The organism is Leuconostoc sp. BM2 (assembly GCF_002095565.1).
Lineage (GTDB): Bacteria > Bacillota > Bacilli > Lactobacillales > Lactobacillaceae > Leuconostoc > Leuconostoc falkenbergense.
The window spans coordinates 25133-49551 of sequence record NZ_MOWQ01000010.1 but is presented as its reverse complement, the minus strand read 5'-3'; the positions used below and the strand labels follow the sequence as shown (position 1 = coordinate 49551).

The window sequence follows — 24419 nt, the reverse complement described above, 5'->3', positions numbered from 1 at the left end:
TAGCGCCAAAGAATTAGATCAAATTAATCATTGGATCAATGCGAGACCAATGAAAACACTCAACTGGCAATCACCACGAAAGGTTTTTCAGCAGTTTGCAGTGTTCGGTTAATTCTTGCAATCTACCTTAAGTAATGATTTTTTGAAAGGAATCGCGCGTACCAATCTGTTTACAATAGCTAAATCGCGTACAAAAAATAGACATGTCTCAAAATGAACAACAATATTTAGACTTAGCACAAAAAATTCTCGATGAGGGAACATTAAAGGGTGATCGTACCGGAACTGGTACACATTCACTGTTTGGCACACAAATGCGTTTCAATCTGCAAGAAGGATTTCCACTCTTAACCACAAAAAAAGTCTTTTTCGGCTTAATTAAAAGTGAGCTTTTATGGTTTTTACGTGGCGACAATAATATTCGCTTTTTGCTCGAACACAATAATCATATTTGGGATGAATGGGCTTTTAAAAATTGGGTTGAATCTGATGCCTATGCTGGTCCTGATATGAGTGATTTTGGCCGACGATCACAACATGATTCTGAATTCAACAAAGCATATCAGGAACAAAAAGCTATTTTTGTCGATAAAATCCTTCATGATGATGATTTTAAGGAAACGTTTGGCTACATTGGTGATGTGTATGGTAAGTTGTGGCGCGGTTGGGAAACAAATAGCCTAACTGCTGGTGAAGACACCATCGATCAAGTCAATCGTCTCATTAATCAAATCAAAACCACACCTGATTCTCGCCGATTAATTTTGACAGCATGGAACGCCGAAACCACACCACAAGCACCTTTACCTTCCTGCCACGTCTTAAGTCAATTCTATGTGGCTGATGGTAAGCTTAGTTTACAGCTATATCAGCGTTCTGGTGACTTTTTCCTTGGCGTGCCGTTTAACATTGCTTCATATTCCTTATTGCTTCATATGGTTGCTGCTCAAACTGGCTATGAGGTTGGCGATTTTATTCATACAATTGGCGATACACATATTTATAACAACCACATTGATCAGATTAACGAGCAACTTTCACGACCAATGCATAAACTGCCAAAATTATGGTTAAATCCTGAAGTAAAATCACTGTTTGACTACACAATGGATGACATCAAAGTTCTGGATTACGACAGCGAACCTGCTATCAAAGCACCTGTCGCTGTTTAAAAAAGCTATCCTAATTATTACGGGATAGCTTTTTTAGCTGCTTTTTTTCAGACATACTCCAATAATCACTTTGCGTCACAACAAATGAATCAAACAAATGAATATCCATTTGTTGCCCAAGTGTTGCAAGTCGCTGGCTAAAAGCAATGTCTGCTTTCGAGGGCATGACATAACCACTAGGATGATTATGAGCAATCATAAATCCTAGCGCATTGGCTTTCAAAACACGCTGGAAAATTTCTCTAGGTGACGCTTGCACGTGACTCACAGTACCAACAAAAACAGTTTCCCAACCAATAACATTTAGCTGTGCATCCAAAAGCGCCAAGCATAGCTGCTCTTGAGGCAAATGACCGATTTTTTTTTGAGCAAATATTCCCATTTTAGTCGAATATTTTGCGTTTAGTAAAATCGGCCTTTTTTGGAAAGCAACGGCTTTTCCTATTTCAACACCGATCAATAACGCTTGATTAGCAACTTCATTATGTGAAGCAAAGTCCTCAGCTGTATCATGCGTTATTTCATTTAACGTATATGGTTCAGGAAAGTAACGTTGAAAAGTACGTAGTGCAGAGCCTTCCTCTTGTCCAAATAGTCTATAAAATTGCTTAATTTTGTTAGTAATCATGTTGTTTACCTCTACAACATAATACGTTAACGTAAGCCCTTTCTCCCAAAATGTAATGCACTTAATGACAAAATGGCAGACAACACAATCAATACAACATCAATTCTAAATGTCCAAATGGTGCCCGAATGAGTTGCTACGACCAAATCACGAACATCATCGGCATGCTTTTGAAAAGTAGCGATGATACCGGCAGCTAAGGCAATCCCAATGGCGGCAGAATAATTATTAGTCGCTGAAAAAATTGAATTACCCGCGCTCTGAAAATTAACTGGCACCTGACTTATTGTGAAAGTCATGTTATTACCAAACCAAAAACCAGCACCAACCTGTATAACCATAAAGCCAAGTGTCAACCAGGTCAAACTAATCGGCAAAGACGCCATCAAAACAGTTCCCGTCAACATCAATATCAAACCAGTAATGATTGGTACACGCGCACCAAAGCGATCATATAGCCGACCTGATAAAATAGCCATCAGCGCGTATCCCAATGCGCCAGGCAGCAGTGCCAATCCTGCTACTTGAGAATTTTGCAATAATACAATTTGTAATACCATCGGAACCGCATAATTAAACGTTAAATTAACAACTTGTGTCGTAAACGAAGCTGCCATACCAAAGCGAAAAGTTTTATATTTGAAAATTGCCGGATTAATCAATGGATTGGCAATTCGCTTTGCAAGAAATAGATAACCCGCTAAACCAATTATCATCGCCACAATCATACTCAAACTTAAAGTATTAATCAATCCATGAGTGCTGGTACGTTCGATAACAGAAATACCCGCTACGAAGAACAAACTCAGCAGTAGCCAACCAATCAAATCTAGTTTTTCTTTTTTTAATGGTGCAACCTGTTGAATTGTCCACCAACCTAATACAAGTGAAAAAAGCTGAATTGGTAACACCACCCAAAACACCATATGCCAACCGTAATTTTGTGTTAAAAAGCCACCAAAAGCTGGTCCAATTGCTGGGGCAAACGAGATAATAAGTGACCCCAATCCGACCATTGTCCCGCGCTTTTTCTCTGGCACTTGTTCAAAAATCACGTTATACATCAAAGGAAAACCAACACCACCGCCAATTCCTTGTAGTAGCCGTCCAAACAATGTCCAGCCAAAATCACCGCTAATCGCATTAATTAATACACCAATTAAAGAAATAATAGTTGCAGTAATAAATTGACTACGGTTAGTAAAATTTTTCTTCAACCACGGTGATAAAATAACCACCATACTTGTCAGTAAAATCACACCAGACGTCAGCCACTGCACGACATTTGATGTGACATGAAATTCTGTCATTAATATCGGAAAGCTAACATTTAATGCTGTTTCTAACATAATGTCAGTAAATCCTAAAATCCCAATTGCCAAAACGCTAAAAACTAAGCGTAATGATAATTTTTCACTTTGCATACTCTTCTCTCACTTTACTTACAAAATATAATGAACCTGTTAATACCGTTAAATCAGCGTCAGATTGCTTTACAGCTGTTTGCCAGTTCACTGCTGTTTGCACTGGATATTTTTTTGCAGTTGCTTCAATATTCAAACTATGTCTACCGTTAGGCCCAGTAAATGGCACTAAGGTAATGGTAAAACGATCTTGAGTCAAAATTTCAGAAAAAGAATCTGTCACGTTTTTATCCATTAAACTGCCAATAATTAAATGAATCTTGCCTGTTGGATAGGACTTGATTAGTGCCTTGTACAAGGCGTGCAGCCCCTGTGCATTATGTGCACCATCAATCATTAGATTTGTACGCAATAGCTCAAACCGCGCAGGAAAACGTGTTGTCTCAAGTCCACGAGTAATGGCTGAATCTGGAATTTGTTCATCAAAAGCACGTACGGCAGCAATTGCGGTAGCTGTATTCACAATTTGATAATCTCCAGGCAGCCCAGGATTAAATTCACCCAAATGACCAACTATGACCTTTGAAGCATAGCTTTCAATAACGGATCGCGCCTCACCGGAAACTTGACCGATAACCACAGGCATGTCGTTGTGAATAATACCTGCTTTTTGTCGAGCAATATCAGCAATAGTGGACCCCAATAGGGCTTGATGATCCAAGCCAACGCTTGTAATGACAGCCACACGTGCATTTGGCATCACATTGGTCGAGTCAAGTAAGCCACCAATACCAACTTCAATCACTAGTGCGTCAAGGTTTTGTCGGGCAAAAAAAGTAAACATAATAGCTGTTAAGACTTCAAATTCAGTCGGAATATCTGGCGCCAAATCGCGATCAAGGTCAGTTAAAACATCTGCTACATCTTGGGTAGTTGACAGCAAATCCTCCGATGAAATCATTTGGTTATCAATTTGAATTCGCTCCCGAAAATCTGTAATAAAAGGCGAAATAAACAAACCAGTATGAAAACCCGCGGAATGCAATATGTTGCTTGACATAGTAGCAACAGATCCTTTCCCGTTAGTTCCTGTAATATGAATAGCCGGTGGTATGATCTTTTCTGGATTTCCCAAACGGTCAAGTAAGGCATGCATGCGTTCCAATGATTCTTTTTGCCCGCCTTTTGGGCGACTATGAATATAGGCAATAGCTTCTGCAACTGTTCTCATGTTTCCCTCCACCAAAGATAGTCTTGTATCCATTATAAGCTAATATCATCTTGAAAAATAAAAGCCGTCCAATTTGTTTGGACGGTTTCATCGTGTTTATTTATCTTACCGTTAATTCAATAACAGTATTTTATCCTTTTTCACGAACGGTAAATTCGCGACGACTACCGCCGCTATTACGGCGACTCTCATTTGAACGGCCATCACGACGCTTGTAATCACCAAAGCGGCGTTCACTTGTGCCACGACGATCATTACTACGATCACCATTGCCACGACGGTTACGATTGCCACGATAGCCACCACCGCGGTTACCGTCACGGCGTCCACCACCATTGCGTGAACCACCACCCCTACGTCGTGGTAATGGACGTTCACGTGTGATTTCAACTGGTGTATTTTGCTTTTCTAAATCAGCTGCACTAGATAACAAAGCTGCCGCTAACTGTTCAGCAGAATATTGTGCAGTCAAAGCATTAACTTGATCTTGAATTTCTGCTACATCAGTTGATTGAATTAACTTTGCCACCTCGCCGGCAGCATTATTAATTTTACCGACACGTGCTTGTTGTAATGTTGCAGGTTCAAGAGGCGTCATACGTTTTTTAGTCAACTCTTCAACTGCACGCAAGTAATCCATTTCATTTGGTGCCACAAACGTCACTGATACACCCTTGGCGCCTGCACGACCCGTACGGCCAATACGGTGAACATAGCTTTCAGGATCTTGTGGAATATCGAAGTTATAGACGTGAGAAACATCTTTAACATCAAGACCACGAGCCGCAACATCTGTTGCCACCAAAATATTGATTTCATGTGACTTAAACTGAGCTAAAACACGTGAACGCATTTGTTGCGTCAAATCACCATGTAAACCAGCTGCATGGTAACCACGAGCTTCTAAACCACGAGCTAATTCTTCAACGCGACGCTTTGTGCGACCAAAAACAATTGCCAATTTTGGTGCTTGGACATCAAAAATACGAGTCATCGTATCGAATTTTTCATTTTCACGCATCCGTACAAAGTATTGATCAACCAAATCAGTTGTCAATTCCTTAGCTTCAATTTGAATGTGCTCTGGGTTAGTCATGAACTTAACACCAATACGCTTAATAGCAGGTGGCATTGTAGCTGAGAATAGCAACGTCTGACGTTCAGCTGGTGTCTTATCAATAATTGATTCAATATCGTCCAAGAATCCCATGTTCAACATTTCGTCGGCTTCATCTAGCACAAGGGTACGAACGTGATCCAATCTAACTGTTTTGCGGTTAATGTGGTCTAGCAAACGACCAGGTGTACCGACAAGTATTTGTGGATGTGACTTCAAATTTTGAATTTGACGGCGAATGTCAGCGCCACCAAACACAACTTGCACATCAACATGTTTGTCATGTCCGAGCTTTTTTAATTCATCTGCTGTTTGAATCGCTAATTCACGTGTTGGTGAAACAATCAGAGCCTGAATGTTTTTATTATTTAAATCAATGTGTTCCAAAATTGGCAAACCAAAAGCAGCTGTTTTACCGGTTCCCGTTTGCGCTTGTCCAATAACATCACGTCCTGATAATGTCAACGGAATTGTTTTTTCTTGGATTGGTGTCGCTTCGACATAACCATGTGTTTTAATGGCATCTAAGATATCTTGTGACAAACCTAATTCGCTAAATTTCAAAATTTTTCTCCTTGCACGTACTGTGCGTAAACCATTCACTTTGTAGGAATGGCAGTCATTTGTGTAAATATTTTCTTGGCTAATGGTTGGAAAGTATGCTGTTTGTAATATTGATTACTCAATAGCACAACAGCATCCTGACCTTTTTTGGACAATATTACAGTTGGTTCATATCCCGGTAGTATGCCATGTGCAGTCATATATTTTGGGAAATGATACATACCTGCAGCATAGCTTTCACCGGGCTTCGTTTGCCATAATTGGGCTGGACTATGTATCATTTTTTTGTTAATCATCAAATAATAATATCGATACAAATTACCTGTTGTCATTGCAACATTACCAGTTCCTGTTTCACGATGATAGGCAACATCGTTATCACTATACGGCTTGTCATATGAATCATCATAGCCAATTGCACGATTAGCTGATGTTTTGAATGCATCATATTGTACCGCTTTTAAATGGTAGTGACGATCAAACATTTGGTCAAACAATTGTGTATAAGTTTTATGTGTCACTTTCATCAATATGCCGGCCAGTAAACGATAGTTAACAGCTTGATATGACCAACCATAGCCAATACTAGGCTCGCCAATAACAACTGCATGATCCGCAGAAAAATCAATGTTATCCGCTTCTGATTCAAAAGTTACTGGCTGTATGTGTTGACTTAGCCCGCTAGTCATCGTAATCAAATCACTTATTGTGATTTTATCAGAATTAGCAACATTAGGATAAAACTGGCTAAGCTTCGTATCAAAAGATAGCTTACCAGATTCAATTTCTTTCATAACCAATGTTGCTGTGAGTCCTTTTTGAATTGAAGCAATCTGAAACAGTGTTGCGGCGTCATTAAGGCGTTTCGTTTTAGCATCCGCATAACCATAGCCTTTTTGTAAAATAATTTTATTTTTGTGAACAATTAAAGCAGTTCCGATATAGTGTGACTGCTTTAACTGGTTATCCGCATCTTTGGCAAGCGCATTTTGGGGTACAACATTTCGACCCAAAATGTTGACATTATTGACACTAAAGTCATCATTTTTAATAGGTTTCAATGTAACTGTCGCCTCTTTTAGTGTTAAAGGCCACAAAGTGCCCAGTAACAAACTCAGCAAAAAAATTACAAATATCCATTTTCTTCGCTTAATGTTTCGACTTTGCTTTCGTTGCATAGGTGTGTCCCCCGACACATTAAATTATTTTACTAATGCGTTAACAACGTTCTCAAGATGAATTCCGTGACTTGCTTTAAGCAAAATCACGTCCCCGTTTTCACCTAACGTCTGTAAATCTGTGATTAATTCGGCTAACTGATCTGTTTCATATTGGTGCAAGTGCGTTGAATCAAAACGTTGTTGCAAAATGGGATAAAGATACATCCTCATTAACTTTCCAACTAAGTAAACGCCATCAACATTCGCCTCTGTCACCGCTTTTGCCAGACCAGCGTGCAAGTTTTGCGCTTGATCGCCTAATTCTAACATGTCTCCTAGCACAATATACTTGTGTACACTAGGAATCGTCTTCAGTGTTGCCAAAACGGCAGCTACAGCAGTTGGATTTGAGTTATAAACATCGCTAATCAAAGTCACGCCGTGAGCTGTCGTGAGCGTTTCAGTACGATTTTTAGTCAAATCAAAATGTTTAAGTGCCTTTGCGGCGTCTTTTGTGTCAATATGTAATAAGATACCCGCTGAAATCGCTGCGAGCGCATTCATTATATTATACCGACCTCGCAATGGAATAGCAAATCGAGTATTATCAAACGTGAAAGAAGTTTCACCTTCATTTTCATCTATATCACTGATTTTCTGTCCAAAATGAACAACCGATTGACTAACAGCAGCTGTTGTCAACAAGGGTTCGTCAAAAGGTATAATCAGTGTACCATCAGCTTTTAAGCCTTGAGTGATTTCTAATTTTGCCTTAGCAATATTGGCACGCGTCTTGAAAAATTCGATATGCGCCTCACCAATCATCGTGATAATCGCAATATCCGGCATGGTCAAGTCTGACAAGACGGAAAGTTGACCAAAACGATCCATACCCAATTCAACAACGAGCACTTCGGTTTCTTCTGGCATCGTCAAAAGTGTTAGCGGTACGCCAATTTCATTATTGAAGTTTTCGGGTGTTTTAAAAGTTTTATACCTTGTACCCAAAACCGCTGCAGCCATATCTTTGGTGGTTGTTTTACCGTTAGAGCCTGTGATTGCTACAACCTTGGGATTAATATCTTGTCGTCGATATTGTGCCAACGCTTGAAGTGCTGTCAATGTGTCGGGTACTATCACGGCGGCAATAGTTGATGGTATTTGGTGTTGATTATCAGCCAGTACAGCTACTGCCCCATTATTGAATGCTTGTTCGATATAATCATGTCCATCTTTTTGTGCTACCATTGCCACAAACAAATCACCCGGTTTAACTTGGCGCGAATCAAAAGAAACACCCCTGACAATCACATCACCTAACTGAGTAGGCGCATGCAATATTTGTCCTATTTTTGATACAGAATAATTCATTTTAATCCTTTCGAAATACCGTTATGCTTTCAACATGAGACGTTTGCGGAAATTGGTCAACGGGCAATATTGGTCCGTCAATGTGGTAACCTCGTTGAATGATTTCAACAGCATCTCGAGCAAGTGTTACAGGATTACAGCTAATATATACAAAACGATCTGGTCTCATGTCAACTGTTGCTTCAATTAATTCAGCAGTTAACCCACGCCTAGGCGGATCAACAAATACAACATCCGGTTTTAGGTCTTCTTGTTGCCAACGTTTAAATTGTTCAGGTGCATCAGCTAAAATGTACGTCGCATTAGTAATCTGATTGTTAAGCAAATTCAACTGCGCATCAGCAACCGCACCAGGCACAACTTCAACACCAATCACTTTTTTAACACGATTAGCCACACTAATACCAATCGTGCCAATGCCCGAATACGCATCAATAACAACATCATCCGCTTGTAATTCAGCTTTTTGAGCTGCTAAATCGTATAATATTTCAGTCATTTGCGGGTTAACTTGGTAGAAAGAATTAGGACCAATAATAAAATCATAGCCCAACAATGTATCATGAATTGCATCTTCGCCCCATAACGTTCTGTTATTAGGGCTCAATAGCACAAACTCTCGTTTTGGACTATAATTTAATCGCAAACTTTTTAATTCAGGTAGTTGTTCATGTATTTCATTCACAATTTCAGGTTCATTAGATAAAGTTGACACGTCAGAAACTAAGACAACCATTAATTCATGGGAATAATAACCTCTCCGAACCATAATATAACGGATTGCACCTTGTTGCGTATCTGGATCGAAAGCTGAAATTTGATATTTCTCTAAAATATTTCTAACGACAACAATAGCTTGGTCAATTTCCGCGTCATTCACAAAATAATCCGTCATGGGCACTAGTTCATGACTGCCACGACGATAAAAACCACTGGTCAATTTACCATTTTGCCATTTCACTGGTACAATCGTTTTATTGCGATAGTATGTTGGATTTTGCATCCCAACAGTTGGTGCAACAGTGACCGTTAAACCTTTTTTAGCAAATAATTTTTGGATTTGCTTTTGTTTTAAAGCGAGTTGCGCTTCATATTTTAAGTTAACTAGAGGCGCTGTGCCAGCTTCAATCAAATACTGACGATGATTGTCTTGTCTAGCATTGGAAGATACTATCCGTTCAATTACTTGTGCATAACCCGAAAATTTATCTACCTGTGTGACGCGTAAACGAATTTTCTCATTTGGAATAGCATCCGCAATATATAAGGGATAGTGCTCGGTCACATGAACAATGCCCATACCATCAATACGGATATCATCCACAACTGCCGTTATTTCTTGCCCTAATTTAACCGGTAAAATTGTGCGTGCGATAGTTCTGCCCTCATACATAAAAAACGCTCACCAAGGTGAACGTTTTTGAATGAACAATTACTTGTCTTCGTTGTTCTTGAAACCAAATCCAGCAAACTTCTTGTTGAACTTGTCGACTGCACCATCGGCTTGAGTAAACTTCTGCTTACCAGTATAGAATGGGTGTGAGTCTGATGTAATATCCATACGGATTGATGGATATTCTTTACCGTCAAATTCAGTTGTTGTGTCAGATGTCACAGTAGAAGCTGACAAAAACTTCTTACCTGTTGAAGCATCGACGAAGACAACTGCATGATAATCTGGGTGAATTTCTGCTTGCATGATTCGTTTCTCCTTAGCGCCCTAAGTCTCGTGACCTAGAGTCAGTTATTAACTAGATTATTGTATCAAAATTTGTACTAACATGCAACTATTTAAGGCATCAAATTAATCAAATCAATGCCTTCTATCGTCACATCAGCGCCTAAACGGCTTAACTTTTCTTGAATACGGTCATAACCACGCAAAATATGATCTGCGTCGTTAATCACTGTTTCACCTTCTGCCATGATAGCAGCAATAACAAGCGCCGCGCCAGCGCGAATTTCAGCAGCTTGAACACTTGTACCCAACAGGCGCGGTGATTGATTAATTTTGATTTCGCCAGGAACAGCCGAATCAATATCGCCACCCATTCGACGCAGTTCAGCAATATGCTTCACTCGTTTGGGGTAAATCGTATCGACAATTGTACTTTCTCCGTTAGCTAACAACAACAGCGGTGTAATTGGTTGTTGAAGGTCAGTCGCAAAACCAGGATAAGGCATTGTCTTAATAGCAACAGGCTTCAATTCATCTGACTTATAAACATGAATTGTATCTTCACCAATATCTAAATTAACGCCCATTTCAATCAGCTTAGAAGTGTATGATTCTAAGTGCTCGGGAATGACATTTTTAATCGTCACACCGTCGCCATATGCAGCAGCCATACTCATGTATGTTCCGGCCTCAATTCGGTCCGGAATAACGGTATGTGTGTTTCGTGCTTTCAAACTAGGCACGCCAGCGATACGAATGGTATCAGTTCCTGCACCACGAATACTAGCGCCCATATTATTTAAGAATGTGACAATGTCGATAATTTCAGGCTCGCGCGCAGCATTTTCAATGATTGTTTGCCCTTTAGCACGCACAGCAGCCAAAATAATATTGATAGTTGCACCAACAGAAACTGTGTCCAACGCGACACGCGCACCAATCAGGCCATGACTGGTAGCGTCTATATGAATAATATCATTGACTTCCGTCACTGTCGCACCCAGCGCCTCAAAACCTTTGATGTGTTGATCAATTGGCCGTCGTCCCAAATTATCTCCACCAGGAAAAGTCACTGTCGCACGACTGAAACGTCCTAGTAAAGCGCCCATAAAATAATACGAAGCCCGCAATGATTTAATTGCACCACTTGGTAAGTCACTTTCAGTAATATGTGTTGGGTCAATTGTCAATTCACCATTTTCAAACGTTGAACTAACATTCATCGCTTGCAAAATAAGCTGCAAATTCTTGACGTCCAAAATTTGTGGTACTGTGTCGAATTTAACCGGTGTATCGGCCAAAATTGCTGCCGGAATCAGTGCTACTGTTGAATTTTTAGCGCCACCAATAGTGACTTCACCACGTAAGCGATGGCCACCTTGTATGATTATTTTTGCCATGAAATTATCCTGTAACTTTATAGTCTGCATTCAATTATAACGTGTTTTCAAGCACAACTCAAATTAAATTAGAAAAATAATCAGCGAATCGTCAAATTAAATTGCGATTGCAATTTGCTTATAACGTGTTCAAAATCAGCGTTAACCTCAGCTTCAACAAGTGTTTCATTATTATTTTGATATGTCAGAGTATAAGCCAAAGACTTTTTGTTTTCTGGTAAATTATCACCAGTGTATTCATCGAATAATGTCACATCAACCAAATGCTGGCCAGCAAATTCTCGAATGACATGTTCAATTTCAGCAGATGTCACCTGACTATCTACAAGCAACGCCATATCACGGCTCATTTGAGGAAAACGGGAAATTGGCTCATAAGAAACACTCGAATGCACATTTTGCAACACAGCAAAAAGATTCAACTCAAATCCAAACACTGGCGCTAGTTTCTGCGCCTTCGTCAAGCGCGGATGAATTTGTCCTACAAATCCCAAGTACTGTGTGCCTGAATAGATATCTGCTGTCTGACCAGGATGCATATTAAGATGACGATTAGTTGCTCGATAACTGACATCATTCACGCCAATCTGTTTTAAATAACTTTCTACCACACCCTTAATGTCATAAAAATCAACTGCTTGTGCTTGCTTACCTTTTTGCCAAGTGGATGCAAATCGATTACCAGTTAACACCCCAGCGACATGTTCAATTTCTGCTGGTTGCTGATCATTTTGTTTGGCAATAAAAACACGTCCTTGCTCATAAAGCGCAATATCATGAACAGCGTGTGCCGCATTATAGACGACATCGTCTAAAAGACCAGCCAATAGATTTTGTCGCGCAGTTGTTCGGTCAGAACTCATTGGATAGTCAAGTGTCACAACGTTATCTGTCGAATTTTCTGCAAATAGTTGTGCCTTGTTGGGTGTCGTTAAGACATAAGAAATGGCCTGATTTAATCCTAATGATTCCAAAATACGTCGAGTTCCTCTGATTTGACGTTGCAGCAAGCTTAATTTACCTGGGGTTGTTGGACCGTATGGTAAGGTTAATGGCAAGTTATCATAACCAAATAGTCGTGCCACTTCCTCAATCAAATCTGCTTCGATACTAATATCTGGCCTGCGTGCAGGAACATCAACTAAAATCTGATCACCATTAATCTGATATGTGAATGCTAATTGATCAAAATAACCTGCAATTGCAGTCACATCAAGAGAAGTTCCTAATATTTGATTAACTCGTTTAGCAGTTAATGAAATATGAATCGCTTCACGTTGCTGATTAGATGCTTCAACGCGGCCACGCGCCACTTGACCATTAGCCAAATTATCTACCAAACTTGCAGCATGATCTAAAGCAGTAAAGGTATTGTCCCAATTAACACCACGTTCAAATCGCGCAGAAGCTTCTGAATGAAGATTATGTCGACGTGCTGTTGCACGAATAAGACTTGGATTAAAAATAGCACCTTCAATCACAATGTTTTTAGTGTTGGTATCAACTTCCGAACTAATGCCACCCATAACACCGGCTAACATTAAACCATCTTGTCCACTGGCAATCACAATATCTTTTTCAGCACGTAGTGTCCGATTTTGACCGTCCAATGTGACCAAAGATTCATTTTCATTGGCACGGCGAACATGGATTTCTTTGTGTGATAGCTTATCTAAATCAAAGGCATGCAAGGGTTGTCCGTACATCAGCATCATATAATTGGTAATATCAACAATGTTATTGATTGGTCTCATGCCTGCATTCCACAACTTTTTTTGTAACCAAAGTGGTGAATCCTGCACAGTAACTTGATTAACAACCCGCAATGCATATTTTGGTGCCAAAGATGGATCATCAATTTGAATTGATACTTGGCTATCAGCAGTTGTTTCATACTCAACTAATTCAAAGTCGAGTTCTTGAACCTTCACATGTCGCATTGCACCAAACTCATACGCTGTTCCAATCATAGAAAGCATATCTGAGCGATTTGGCGTCAAATCAGTATCTAAGACCGGTTCATTCATCCCCAAAGCAGCAATTGCGTCATCGCCAGGTTGCACACCATCATCTGGACCAAAAACATAGATACCAGACTCAAAATCTTTAGGTGCAATCTTGTTATCAAACCCTATTTCTTGCAAAGCGACCAACATACCATAAGACATTTGTCCTCGTAGTGACACTGCAGAAAGCGTCACCAATTCGCCACTATCATGGTTGATAATATGTGCACCAACTTTTGCCAAAATAACGAATTGCCCGACAGCGACATTTGGCGCCCCAGTGACAATTTGAATCGGTTCAGACTCACCAGCATCAATCTGTGTGATAACCATATGATCTGAATCTGGATGTGGGTTAACGCTCAAAACTTTTGCCACAACCAAACCATCTTGTTGTCGCGCAATAGTGGTATAGCTATCAATTTCAACACTTGTACGCGCAACTTGCTCAGCCAGTTGATTAACAGCAACCTCATCTAAAGCAAGTGGCTCATCCAAATATTCATTTAACCAAGCTAAACTCGTTTTCATGATTAATTCCCCTTCCGATTAAATTGTGACAAAAAACGAACATCATTCAGATAGAATTGTCGAATATCATCTACACCATACTTCAACATTGCAAGTCGATCAGGTCCCAATCCAAAGGCAAACCCTGAATATTTTTCAGGATCAACACCGTCCATACGCAATACATTAGGATGCGTCATACCCGCTCCCAAAACTTCAATCCATTTAATATCTTCTGGTTTTGTATCAGGTGTCACTTCATCCCAGGAAACATCGACTTCCACAGATGGTTCCGTAAATGGAAAGTATGATGGACGCATCCGAATTTGATGCTTTTCACCGAACAATTCCTGCATAACGGATAATAAAGTGCCCTTTAAGTCTGCCATAGTAATATTTTCACCAACAACCATGCCTTCAACTTGATGGAATTGGTGCGAATGTGTAGCATCATCAGTATCACGACGGTAAACTTTTCCCGGTGCAATCATTTTAAGAGGCCCCTTAGAAAAATCATGTTTCTCTAACGAACGTGACTGAACGGGTGATGTCTGGGTTCGAAGCAAAATTTCCGGCGTAATATAAAATGTATCCTGCATATCACGTGCAGGGTGATCTTTTGGCAAGTTTTCTCTTTCGAAATTATACTCATCCGTCTCAACTTCTGGTGAATCGACTGTATCATCAATTACTTGAAATCCAAGACCCAAAAAATGTTGCTCAATTTCATCAATAATCTGTTGAAGCACATGTGGTTGTCCAATGGGTGATTGGGCCCCTGGCATTGTAACATCAATTGTTTCAGCCTCTAATTGCTTGGACAAAGCTGCTTCAGCTTCAGCAGCTTTTTTTTCGGTCAATAATTCAGTAATTGTTTGCCGAACGTCATTGCCAATTTCACCAACTGCCTTGCGATTTTCAGCAGCGACATCTTTCATGCCCTTCAATAAAGCAGTCAACTCACCTTTTTTACCCAACAATTTAACACGCAATTGTTCAATATCGGCATCTTGCGAATTAATGCGCGAGACAGCAGATTGTTTCAGCTGTTTTAAATCATCAATTAAACTCATCATTTTTCCTTTCTAACAAAAAATCCCATGTTATCTTAAAAAAGATAACATGGGACGTCAAATAACGCGGTACCACCCAAATTTCTGAACGTTGTCAGCTTTGGCGTCCGTATCGTGGACTAACGCTGGCGATTAAGCCATTACTCCTGACTGAAATTCATCATTAGCTACCCACGGTCTTTCACTATTCACCGCTCGCTATTGGCGCTTAATCATTACTAGGTCATTCATCGTAATCTTACTATGTCTATTGTATCAAACTTCTGTCATGCTGTCAGGAACTTCTAGTTTTGCAACATTATTAAATTTATCAGACCATTCGTGAACTGCTTTCATCATTGGTCGCATCGCTTCACCAGCTTCAGTTAGTTTGTATTCAATCAAATTAGAATCTTCATAAGTTTGACGAATCACTAAATGCGCTGCTTCTAGTTCTTTTAAACGCTCAACCAAAACGCGATCTGAACAAGCTGGAATAGCACGTGAAATTTCTAAGAACCGCTTTGGTCCACTAACCAGTAACGTTTCAATAATCATACCATTCCATTTACGACCAAGAATTTCGAATGTTTTTGTAAAATTCTGACACAAAAGATTTTCTGTATGTTCTGCCAACTTTGCCATAATTATTCCTCCAGGCTCTTGTGTTCATTCTAACACAATCTTATACTATTGACAAAAAGTAAGCTAATTAACAGGAAACAGTGGTTGTTCCCCTGATAATACTCTGACAATATCTTCTGCTGCTTTAATGGCAACATTATCCATTGCTTCTTGCGAAATCATAGCGACATGTGGTGTCACAAATGCATTGGGTAATTGTAGCAACGGATTATCAACACTAATTGGTTCATGTTCGACAACGTCCAAACCAGCACCAGCAATCACATCATTTTTCAGGGCATCAATCAATGCTGATTCGTCAATTAATGCACCACGTCCAATATTAACGAGAACCGCTGAAGATTTCATCTTTGAGAAAACATCTGCGTTAATCATGTGCGTCGTTTCCGGTGTGGCTGGTAGCGCGGTCACAATAAAGTCAGATTGTTCATAAATTTCGTCTAGCGTAGCCATCCGACCGTTCACTACCTCATGTGAATGTCTTGCGTAAGCTAAAACATTCACATCAAATCCCGTTAACAATCGATCAATATTTTGACCAATGTGCCCAAACCCGATGATTCCTACTGTTTTACCTGATATTTCCTGACCATTATGCGCTGCTAAGTAATCAGCATTTGTAGTATCTGTGAGTAATTCACGACGCTGGTAATATAGGCGACCAGCCATCAACATGTGCATGATAGCCGTCTCAGCAACAGCTGTCGCATTTGCACCAGGAGTATTCGTGACGACAATATCATGTTTGGCAGCAGCAGCCAAATCAACATTATCATAACCGACACCGTGTCGTGCAATCACTTTCAAATTAGGCATCTTTGACATCAATGATTCACCAAAAGGGTGCATCATTATCAGAATGCCATCCACATCCGTGTGTGCCAAAAAGTCATCGTCACTCGCCTGAGAACTAATAATGACCTCGAATCCCTTTTCTTCCAAATATTTAACCGCTTTTTTTGCTGTTAAATTCGCAACCAAAATTTTTTTCATTAGAATAGTTCTCCTGTAAATGGTATTTTCGGTGTTTGTTCAAAATTATATGTTTTTAAAGCTTCTGCTGCTGTCACATAAGCTGTTAATGACTCAGATAACATCAAATTAACAGGAAACTGTAACTCATTAACGACCACTATTGGTTTTTTAGCCACCCAAGCCATTCCTTGCTCAAAAGCAGTACCCGAATCAGCATCATTATCGCGATAATCAATCACTGATACAATAATATCAGCCGCCATGACATTGGTAACATCTCTTTGAAATACTTCGGCCGCCCAAGGGGCACTAAATTCCGGATTTTCAGTTTTTTGATTTTGTCGTGGTGAGTAATAATCTTTAACAGTTGGATTAGCATCTAATGCTGATTCAATACGTTTTGCACGATCAATTTGTTCATCTGAAAAAAATGGTGCTGCAAGATAAATCTGAGGCATGAGTAAACTCCTTATTGTAAATTATTAAATGCGCCCGGCATTAATTCTGCAATGTTAGTTTCGATTTCTTGTCCTTGGTCATTAATTAACCAAATTGGCATGTCAGGTTCAAAAAACTCTACCATTACCTGCCTGCAAGCGCCGCATGGAGCAATTGGCTCATCAGTTTTTCCAGAAATAACAAGTCCATGAAAATGCCGATGACCAGCTGCAACAGCTGTAAAAATGGCAGTTCTTTCCGCACAGTTAGTTAATCCAAATGAGACGTTCTCAATGTTAACACCTTTAAAAACTTCACCATTTTCAGCTAGTAAAGCAGAACCAACGGGAAAGTGAGAATACGGGGTATAGGTATCATTAAGTGCTGCATTAGCAACGTCAGCAAGATTTTGTGGTACAGTCATGATTTTTTTCTCCTAACTGTTATTTTAGCAAAAAAACAGCCCGTTGGACCGTTTATTTCTACTTGGATAGCAATGTTTCTAATTCAGACAAACGTGCTTCAAACACTTCAAAGGCTTGTTTTAAATAGCCAGATTGACTCATGTCGACGCCTGCTTTTTGAATAATATTCAACGCATAATCTGAATTACCCGACTTTAAATAGTTTTTATAGTCTTGAGCACCGTTGCCATTCAAGATACGTTCTGCCAAAGTTGTTGCGGCAGCTTCACCAGTAGCATACTGATAAACATAGAAATTATAATAAAAGTGAGGAATACGAGACCATTCATAAGCAATAGCTTCGTCAGGGAAAAGATCTGGTCCATAGAACTTTTGATTCAACTCACCATAATAATCACTCATGACTTCAGCAGTTAAAGCCGTTCCATCAGCACTTTGTTCGTGGATCCATTGTTCAAATTCCGCAAACTGAGTTTGGCGAAATACCGTTCCCTTGAAGCCATCTAAGTATTGGTTCAAAACATAAGCACGGAATTTAGGATCACTATTGGTCTTGAGCAAATAGTCCGTCAACAACCCTTCATTAGTTGTTGAGGCAATTTCTGCCAAAAAGATAGGATAATCACCATAATGGTACTCTTGGTTATGCCGTGTTAAATAAGAATGAACGGAATGTCCCATTTCATGCGCCAAAGTGTAGATATTATTCAAATTATTTTGCCAATTCAACAGAATGAATGGCTTAGTGTCGTAAGCACCACTTGAATAAGCACCAGTACGCTTACCTTTATTTTCGACAACATCAATCCATCGTTCGTCAAATGCTTTTTGAACAATGGCAACATAATCTGCTCCTAACGGTGCCAATGCTGATAAGACAATTTGTTGGGCCTTTTCATAGGTTACATCAAAGTCAATTTCATCAACCAATGGCACGTACAAGTCATAAGAATGCACATCTTCTACACCCAGAATTTTTTTTCGTAAAGCAACAAATCGATGCAATAATGGTAAGTTTTCATCCACAGTTGTCGTTAATGTTTGAAAAACACTTTCAGGGATATTATTTCCTGAAACAGCAGCTTGGCGCGCTGAATCATAGTGTCGAGTTTTGGCCAAAAAATTGTGTCCCTTAACGTGAGCAGATAGTGTTGACGCAAATGTGTTTTGTAATCCAATGTAACTATCATATAGGGTTGTAAAAGCTTCTTGGCGCAAATCACGGTTTTGAGATTCTAACAAGAGTGAATATAAACCATTTGTTAATGGCACTACTTCTCCGGTCTCAGTATGAACATTACCAAATGTAATATCGGAATTGTCAAGCGCACCAAAAGTTTGCTCGGATGCGCCAAAAATGTCACTCGCACCTGCTAAGAGCGCTTCTTGATCAGCGGGCAACGTATGAGGCTTTTGAGCAAGTAAAACATCAAAGAAATGTTGATACTTTGCCAATCCCTCTGCAGCAAGATATTGAGTCAAAGTCGCATCAGGAATAGCTAAGACTTCTGGTTGAAAAAACGACGTTGCTGCGCTCAACTCAGCATATAAACTCTGAACTTGTGCATTATAAGCCGCATATTTAGGATTAGTAGTGTCTTGATCAAAAATCTGGTGTGCATAGACATACACTTTTTCAAATTCGCGTTCAGCTGCAAGGTCCGCTTCTAATGCAGCCAGCAATGTAGTAGCTGAATCACCAACGTGCCCAACATATTGACTTAATTGTTTTGCTGCTGTTTGAACTGACTTAAAGGCCGCTTCAAATGCATCATCTGATTCAAAAATTGTGCTGAGATCCCATGTTAAATTTTCAGGAACTTCAGAACGTAGTATTTGTTGTGCCATAATTATAAACGTGCGGAACTCCGCACTCTCCTTATCATTCAATACTAATCATTCTATCATATTCACGGTAAATGATGTTACTTTGCGTTCAACCATTTAGGCAATCGTCGAATTAAAATATAACCACCTTGCTGTAAAATAAAATTATGATTTTCTAAACTGCAAAATATTTGTCGTAACTGAACGATTTTAAAATCATCATCACCTAAGAAGTATTGTGCTAATATTTGACCTAATTTTTCTTTTTTAATAACATGCTGTAAACCAATTTTTTCTAATAGTAACACAACTAATAATCGGAAATGCCAATTTGCAACATTTAAACCAAACGTACACCCTTGAAATACCCATTCAGGCGCATCAGGTAATCGTCGATTATGTTGATATAAATGATTAATTAAAAACTTATCAACACGTTGTTGCATGAGTAAACTATGGACTTTATAGCGTTGCTTATTTACGTCATGTTGATATGTCAGCGATTGCAACGGCTTTATGAACAAATCATGATGACATTTCTCGGTATATTTTACACGTGAAAAATCGGCTTTGATGAAATGATGACGATGGACAAACATTTGATTACTCGACAAATAGAATACAATCTGCTGTGCAGCCATAAATTTTAGAATTGTTTTTTGACTTAAATTACGTTGATAGTAGGTCTCCCCTAGGATCCAAATAACTTTGATGTGACATGATTGATAGCCCGCATTTCGTTGCATTAACCTTTTTTGAGAAATAGGACTGCATTGATATTCAATTGCTAATTTTTGATTGCCTTGCGTCAATAAAATGTCCGGACGTTGCTGTATGCTAGCAATCACAGCCTCAATTTCCACATGACCAAATTGCTGCAAATACTGTGCTAACTGCATTTTACCCGACAAATGAGCTGTCGTTTCATTTTCAGTTAGTGTTTGGCAAAGTGTGCCTGAATAATGCGCAAAATGTTTTTGTTTAACATCACCCACTTTTAGCATAACTGGCTCACGACAACCTGGACAAAAATACGATTGATCTTTTTGCGCATCTTTAGCTAAAATGTATTTTTGACGCTGGTTATAGGCTACAATCATAAAAAAACACCTCCAATCATATCATACGATTTGGAAGTGTTTTTGTTTTATTGCAATTTTTTTTGCGCCCAATTGCTAAACCAAGTAAGTAATGTAATGATAATCAGATACATGATAGCCACAATTGCCCATACGCGGAAACCTTGGGAATTACGTGCAACAATTAAGGAACCGGTTTGTGTCAATTCTAGCAAACCAATCGCTGACAAAATTGAGGTGTCTTTCAATGTAATAATGAATTGATTAATGAAACTTGGCACCATAATTTTTAAACCTTGCGGCATAATTACACGCCGCATTGCTGTACGATAAGGTAATCCCAACGATCGTGCTGCTTCCATCTGACCAACTTCCACCGCTTCAAAACCACCACGGACAAAAGCACCTGTATAAGCGCCTTCATTAAGAACTAATGTCAATACCCCGGCAGTGAAAGCAGGAATTTTGGCCCCAATCACACCAGGCAAACCGATATAAATAAAGAATGCCAACACCATAAGTGGTAATCCACGGAAAATATATATAATCGTCGTCGATACGCCACGTACAAATTTATTTTGGCTAACACCCATTACGCCTAACACGACACCCCAAATTGAAGCTAAAATAATGCCAAGGAATGTGAGCATAATTGTTTGCCACAGGCCCTTCAAAAAGGCACTTTTATTCGCCTTTAAGATACCCAGAACAGAAAAATTATCCTTTTTGGCGCCAGTGAATGTAGATTGATTAGCACCTAGATATTTTGCAACGATTTTGTCATACGTACCATCTTTCTTAATAGCAGCAAAACCACGGTTGAAAGCTGACAACAGCGCTTTGTTCTCACCTTTTTTAACAAAAAATCCATACCAACCAGCGTTCCCTGGATTATCGGCATTCATAACCTTCAACTTAACACCATTTTTGATAGCATACTGAATAACTGGCATATCTTCAAATGTTGCAGCAGAATTGCCCACCGCAACATCATTGTACATTGTGTCTGTATCGTTAAAGTATTTAACATTAAACCCATACTTAGCTTGCAAAGATTTACCATATTCTGAAGCGGCCGTACCCGTCTTTAAAGCAACAGTTTTGCCTTTTAAGTCTTTTAATGACTTAATTTTGCTGTCTTTTTTGACAATCCAAGCCACACCCGTTTTATAGTAAGGTGTTGAGTGATCATAAACGGCCTTACGCTCCTCCGTAATTACCATACCCGCAATAATGCCGTCAGCTTGTCCATTTGAAACAAGTTGTGCTGCTGAATTAAAGCTCATTGGTTTTAACGTATAAGTGAAATTTTCTCGTTTCGAAATTTCTTTCAAAATATCTTGATCGATACCCACATACTGATTATTTTTATCCTGAAAATCAAACGGCGGATAGGTTGCATCAGTTGAAATGATATAATTCGGTTTATCCGCATGAACTAAATTATCACCCATTGCAAAAACAAACGTGGTAATCGACAACATTGCCAAAAAACTTATTAGTATACCTTTTTTAAACATTTTTTCTCCCCAAAAAAGGTGGCGCTATGGCCACCTGTCATTCATACGCCACGGTTAAGCATGCGTGACTTTACTCAAAAATTCTTGTAGACGTTCATTCTTTGGTGCATCAAATACTTGATCTGGTGTTCCTGATTCTTGAATTTTACCTGATTCAAAGAAAACAACACGATCAGCTACTTGCTTGGCAAAGCCCATTTCATGTGTCACGATAATCATTGTCATACCAGACTCGGCCAAATTTTTCATAACATCAAGTACATCGCCAACCATTTCAGGATCCAGCGCAGAAGTTGGTTCATCAAACAACATAATATCTGGCGTCATTGCTAATGCGCGTGCAATCGCGATACGTTGCTTTTGACCACCAGATAAGGAACTAACTGGCATATCCGCTTTATCAGATAAACCAACAGTTTCAAGAAGTTCACGTGCTTTTTTCTCTGCTGCAACTTTGTCTAGTTTTTTGAGTTCAACAGGTGCTAACATGATATTTTCTAGCACGGTGTAATTATTGAACAAGTTGAAGTTTTGAAACACCATACCGATGTTTTCGCGAACCTTGTTGATATCCGTATTTTTATCTGAAATATCATAGCCATCAACAATGATTGTCCCATTATCAGGTGTTTCTAATTGGTTTAACATCCGCAAAAAGGTTGATTTACCTGATCCTGATGGTCCAATCATAACAACCACTTCGTTTTCGGCAATATCCAATGAAATATCGCGCAAAACATGGTTTTCACCATAAGATTTATTAACTTTATCAACATGCACTTTTACTTGTGCTTCACTCATGAACGCGTCCTCTTTTCTACCCAATTACTAAACCAAGTCAGTAACGTGATTACAACCAAATATATCACAGCAATAATAGCCCATACACGAAAGCCCTGTGAGTTACGAGAGACAATTAAGGTCCCTGTTTGTGTTAATTCCAAAATACCAATTGCCGACAAAATTGATGTATCTTTTAAAGTGATGATGAATTGATTAATAAAACTCGGCACCATAATTTTGAGTCCTTGGGGCATAATCACTTTATACATTGACTTACCATAAGTAAATCCAAGACTTCGTGCCGCTTCCATTTGACCTTTGTCAACTGCTTTAAAACCACCACGTACAAACGCACCAGTATATGCACCCTCATTCAAAATCAGTGTGATGACACCAGCCGTAAATGCTGGGATTTTAGTACCAATAACGCCAGGCAGTCCAATATAAATGAAAAATGCTAATACCATTAACGGCATACCACGGAAGATGTAAATGATTGTGGTTGAGATACCCCTAATCACACTATTTTGGCTAACACCCATGATACCAAGTAAAATGCCCCAAATTGAAGCTAAAATAATACCAAACAATGTTAATAGGATTGTTTGCCACAATCCCTTCATAAAGGCATTTTCATTGGACTTTAAAATACCAAATACCGAGCTATTGTCTGATTTACTACCAGTAAATTCTGAAGCCGGAGCGCCTAAATATTTGTTTACGATCTTTTGATAAGTGCCATCTTTTTTAATCGCGGCGAATCCCTTATTAAAAGAAGCTAACAATTGCGCGTTATCACCTTTTTTAACCGCAAAACCGTACCAACCAGCCTCGTATGGATTAGTTGGGTTCATCACTTTTAACTTGGTACCATTTTTGATAGTATACTGCAAAACTGGTAAGTCGCCAAAAGTAGCTTGTGAGTTGCCATTAATCACATCATTATAAAGTGTATCAGAATCACTAAAATAAGTTACCTTAAAGCCATATTTTTTCTGGATTGATAAAGCATAATCAGCGCCAGCAGTTCCTGTTTTAATCGCAACAGTTTTACCCTTCAAATCTTGCAATGACTTGATAGCTGAGCCTTTTTTAACCGCCCAAGCAATTCCAGACTTATAGTACGGTGTCCCAAAATCAAAAACTTGTTTACGCTCATCAGTAATTGACATACCTGCAATCACTGCGTCCGCTTGTCCAGATGTTACTGATTGCGTAGCAGCATTGAAGCTCATTGGCTTAAGCGTATAGGTAAAACCTTCGCGTTTGGCAATTGTTTTCAAAATTTCTTGGTCAATACCAGTGTATTGATTATTTTTATCTTGAAAATCAAACGGAGGGTACGTCGCATCAGTTGTGATAATGTAGTTAGGCTGTGCGGCGTCAACCTTCGTGATACCCATCATCATTGTGACAGTTGCTAAAAAAGCAACACAAAATATCCATATCTTTTTCATAATACTCCAGTATAGCA

General features: G+C 39.2%; 21 protein-coding genes and 1 pseudogene. 2 read left to right on the top strand and 20 right to left on the bottom strand.

Annotated elements, in window-relative coordinates:
• Both BMG01_RS10910 and BMG01_RS04750 read left to right on the top strand, forming a co-directional pair.
• Positions 1 to 112 (top strand): annotated as a pseudogene (locus tag BMG01_RS10910) (IS30 family transposase); the annotation flags it as partial.
• Positions 113 to 203: 91 nt separating this feature from the next.
• Entirely contained in the window at positions 204 to 1172 is a 969-nt protein-coding gene (locus tag BMG01_RS04750) for a thymidylate synthase (RefSeq protein ID WP_004915845.1), read from the top strand.
• Positions 1173 to 1182: 10 nt separating this feature from the next.
• Here BMG01_RS04750 and BMG01_RS04745 read toward each other — a convergent pair whose 3' ends face one another.
• From BMG01_RS04745 to BMG01_RS04650, 20 genes are all read right to left on the bottom strand, one after another.
• Complete coding sequence (locus BMG01_RS04745; protein WP_004915843.1) at positions 1183 to 1800, bottom strand: JAB domain-containing protein; 618 nt, start codon at positions 1798 to 1800, stop codon at positions 1183 to 1185.
• A 26-nt stretch (positions 1801 to 1826) separates the two neighbouring features.
• Positions 1827 to 3224: an MFS transporter gene (locus tag BMG01_RS04740; protein WP_004915841.1), complete on the bottom strand. Its 1398-nt coding sequence runs from the start codon at positions 3222 to 3224 to the stop codon at positions 1827 to 1829.
• Complete coding sequence (locus BMG01_RS04735) at positions 3214 to 4395, bottom strand: folylpolyglutamate synthase/dihydrofolate synthase family protein (RefSeq protein WP_004915839.1); 1182 nt, start codon at positions 4393 to 4395, stop codon at positions 3214 to 3216. Before BMG01_RS04735 ends, BMG01_RS04740 begins: the two co-directional genes overlap by 11 nt.
• A gap of 130 nt (positions 4396 to 4525) precedes the next feature.
• A complete protein-coding gene (locus BMG01_RS04730) occupies positions 4526 to 6076 on the bottom strand; it encodes a DEAD/DEAH box helicase (protein ID WP_004915836.1) in 1551 nt (516 codons plus the stop codon).
• Between the two features lie 35 nt (positions 6077 to 6111).
• Positions 6112 to 7254 carry a serine hydrolase gene (locus tag BMG01_RS04725; protein WP_004915835.1) on the bottom strand — a complete coding sequence of 381 codons (1143 nt, stop codon included), beginning with the start codon at positions 7252 to 7254 and terminating at the stop codon, positions 6112 to 6114.
• 24 nt (positions 7255 to 7278) lie between these two features.
• The gene (gene murF / locus BMG01_RS04720) at positions 7279 to 8607 is read right to left on the bottom strand and encodes a UDP-N-acetylmuramoyl-tripeptide--D-alanyl-D-alanine ligase (RefSeq protein WP_004915833.1); all 1329 of its coding nucleotides are present in this window, start codon (positions 8605 to 8607) and stop codon (positions 7279 to 7281) included.
• 1 nt (position 8608) lies between these two features.
• Positions 8609 to 10000: a 23S rRNA (uracil(1939)-C(5))-methyltransferase RlmD gene (gene rlmD / locus BMG01_RS04715; RefSeq protein ID WP_004915832.1), complete on the bottom strand. Its 1392-nt coding sequence runs from the start codon at positions 9998 to 10000 to the stop codon at positions 8609 to 8611.
• 39 nt (positions 10001 to 10039) lie between these two features.
• Entirely contained in the window at positions 10040 to 10306 is a 267-nt protein-coding gene (locus BMG01_RS04710; RefSeq protein WP_004915829.1) for a type B 50S ribosomal protein L31, read from the bottom strand.
• A 92-nt stretch (positions 10307 to 10398) separates the two neighbouring features.
• A complete protein-coding gene (locus BMG01_RS04705) occupies positions 10399 to 11685 on the bottom strand; it encodes a UDP-N-acetylglucosamine 1-carboxyvinyltransferase (RefSeq protein WP_004915827.1) in 1287 nt (428 codons plus the stop codon).
• 80 nt (positions 11686 to 11765) lie between these two features.
• Positions 11766 to 14222, bottom strand: coding sequence for a phenylalanine--tRNA ligase subunit beta (gene pheT, locus BMG01_RS04700; protein WP_036067581.1), 2457 nt, complete (start codon positions 14220 to 14222; stop codon positions 11766 to 11768).
• A 2-nt stretch (positions 14223 to 14224) separates the two neighbouring features.
• Positions 14225 to 15274 carry a phenylalanine--tRNA ligase subunit alpha gene (gene pheS, locus BMG01_RS04695; RefSeq protein WP_004915820.1) on the bottom strand — a complete coding sequence of 350 codons (1050 nt, stop codon included), beginning with the start codon at positions 15272 to 15274 and terminating at the stop codon, positions 14225 to 14227.
• Between the two features lie 255 nt (positions 15275 to 15529).
• A complete protein-coding gene (locus BMG01_RS04690; RefSeq protein WP_004915817.1) occupies positions 15530 to 15898 on the bottom strand; it encodes a helix-turn-helix domain-containing protein in 369 nt (122 codons plus the stop codon).
• A gap of 63 nt (positions 15899 to 15961) precedes the next feature.
• The gene (locus BMG01_RS04685; protein ID WP_004915814.1) at positions 15962 to 16891 is read right to left on the bottom strand and encodes a phosphoglycerate dehydrogenase; all 930 of its coding nucleotides are present in this window, start codon (positions 16889 to 16891) and stop codon (positions 15962 to 15964) included.
• Positions 16891 to 17331, bottom strand: coding sequence for a nucleoside 2-deoxyribosyltransferase (locus BMG01_RS04680; RefSeq protein WP_004915811.1), 441 nt, complete (start codon positions 17329 to 17331; stop codon positions 16891 to 16893). The genes BMG01_RS04685 and BMG01_RS04680 overlap by 1 nt, the downstream gene beginning before the upstream one ends.
• Before the next feature lie 11 nt (positions 17332 to 17342).
• Positions 17343 to 17735 (bottom strand): cytidine deaminase, encoded by a 393-nt coding sequence (locus tag BMG01_RS04675; RefSeq protein WP_036067580.1) that lies wholly within the window; start codon positions 17733 to 17735, stop codon positions 17343 to 17345.
• Positions 17736 to 17793: 58 nt separating this feature from the next.
• Entirely contained in the window at positions 17794 to 19584 is a 1791-nt protein-coding gene (pepF, locus tag BMG01_RS04670; RefSeq protein ID WP_036067578.1) for an oligoendopeptidase F, read from the bottom strand.
• Between the two features lie 77 nt (positions 19585 to 19661).
• Positions 19662 to 20663 carry a competence protein CoiA gene (locus BMG01_RS04665; RefSeq protein ID WP_004915800.1) on the bottom strand — a complete coding sequence of 334 codons (1002 nt, stop codon included), beginning with the start codon at positions 20661 to 20663 and terminating at the stop codon, positions 19662 to 19664.
• Positions 20664 to 20710: 47 nt separating this feature from the next.
• Positions 20711 to 22162, bottom strand: a complete 1452-nt coding sequence (locus BMG01_RS04660) for an ABC transporter substrate-binding protein/permease (protein ID WP_004915798.1) — start codon at positions 22160 to 22162, stop codon at positions 20711 to 20713.
• Positions 22163 to 22216: 54 nt separating this feature from the next.
• A complete protein-coding gene (locus BMG01_RS04655) occupies positions 22217 to 22963 on the bottom strand; it encodes an amino acid ABC transporter ATP-binding protein (protein WP_004915796.1) in 747 nt (248 codons plus the stop codon).
• A complete protein-coding gene (locus BMG01_RS04650; RefSeq protein ID WP_004915792.1) occupies positions 22960 to 24402 on the bottom strand; it encodes an ABC transporter substrate-binding protein/permease in 1443 nt (480 codons plus the stop codon). The genes BMG01_RS04655 and BMG01_RS04650 overlap by 4 nt, the downstream gene beginning before the upstream one ends.
• Positions 24403 to 24419 lie beyond the last annotated feature (17 nt).

Coding starts and splice junctions, on each gene's coding strand:
- BMG01_RS04750 (WP_004915845.1), top strand. CDS start 204: ATGTCTCAAAATGAACAACAATATTTAGACTTAGCACAAAAAATTCTC.
- BMG01_RS04745 (WP_004915843.1), bottom strand. CDS start 1,800: ATGATTACTAACAAAATTAAGCAATTTTATAGACTATTTGGACAAGAG.
- BMG01_RS04740 (WP_004915841.1), bottom strand. CDS start 3,224: ATGCAAAGTGAAAAATTATCATTACGCTTAGTTTTTAGCGTTTTGGCA.
- BMG01_RS04735 (WP_004915839.1), bottom strand. CDS start 4,395: ATGAGAACAGTTGCAGAAGCTATTGCCTATATTCATAGTCGCCCAAAA.
- BMG01_RS04725 (WP_004915835.1), bottom strand. CDS start 7,254: ATGCAACGAAAGCAAAGTCGAAACATTAAGCGAAGAAAATGGATATTT.
- murF (WP_004915833.1), bottom strand. CDS start 8,607: ATGAATTATTCTGTATCAAAAATAGGACAAATATTGCATGCGCCTACT.
- rlmD (WP_004915832.1), bottom strand. CDS start 10,000: ATGTATGAGGGCAGAACTATCGCACGCACAATTTTACCGGTTAAATTA.
- BMG01_RS04710 (WP_004915829.1), bottom strand. CDS start 10,306: ATGCAAGCAGAAATTCACCCAGATTATCATGCAGTTGTCTTCGTCGAT.
- BMG01_RS04705 (WP_004915827.1), bottom strand. CDS start 11,685: ATGGCAAAAATAATCATACAAGGTGGCCATCGCTTACGTGGTGAAGTC.
- pheT (WP_036067581.1), bottom strand. CDS start 14,222: ATGAAAACGAGTTTAGCTTGGTTAAATGAATATTTGGATGAGCCACTT.
- pheS (WP_004915820.1), bottom strand. CDS start 15,274: ATGAGTTTAATTGATGATTTAAAACAGCTGAAACAATCTGCTGTCTCG.
- BMG01_RS04690 (WP_004915817.1), bottom strand. CDS start 15,898: ATGGCAAAGTTGGCAGAACATACAGAAAATCTTTTGTGTCAGAATTTT.
- BMG01_RS04685 (WP_004915814.1), bottom strand. CDS start 16,891: ATGAAAAAAATTTTGGTTGCGAATTTAACAGCAAAAAAAGCGGTTAAA.
- BMG01_RS04680 (WP_004915811.1), bottom strand. CDS start 17,331: ATGCCTCAGATTTATCTTGCAGCACCATTTTTTTCAGATGAACAAATT.
- BMG01_RS04675 (WP_036067580.1), bottom strand. CDS start 17,735: ATGACTGTACCACAAAATCTTGCTGACGTTGCTAATGCAGCACTTAAT.
- pepF (WP_036067578.1), bottom strand. CDS start 19,584: ATGGCACAACAAATACTACGTTCTGAAGTTCCTGAAAATTTAACATGG.
- BMG01_RS04665 (WP_004915800.1), bottom strand. CDS start 20,663: ATGATTGTAGCCTATAACCAGCGTCAAAAATACATTTTAGCTAAAGAT.
- BMG01_RS04660 (WP_004915798.1), bottom strand. CDS start 22,162: ATGTTTAAAAAAGGTATACTAATAAGTTTTTTGGCAATGTTGTCGATT.
- BMG01_RS04655 (WP_004915796.1), bottom strand. CDS start 22,963: ATGAGTGAAGCACAAGTAAAAGTGCATGTTGATAAAGTTAATAAATCT.
- BMG01_RS04650 (WP_004915792.1), bottom strand. CDS start 24,402: ATGAAAAAGATATGGATATTTTGTGTTGCTTTTTTAGCAACTGTCACA.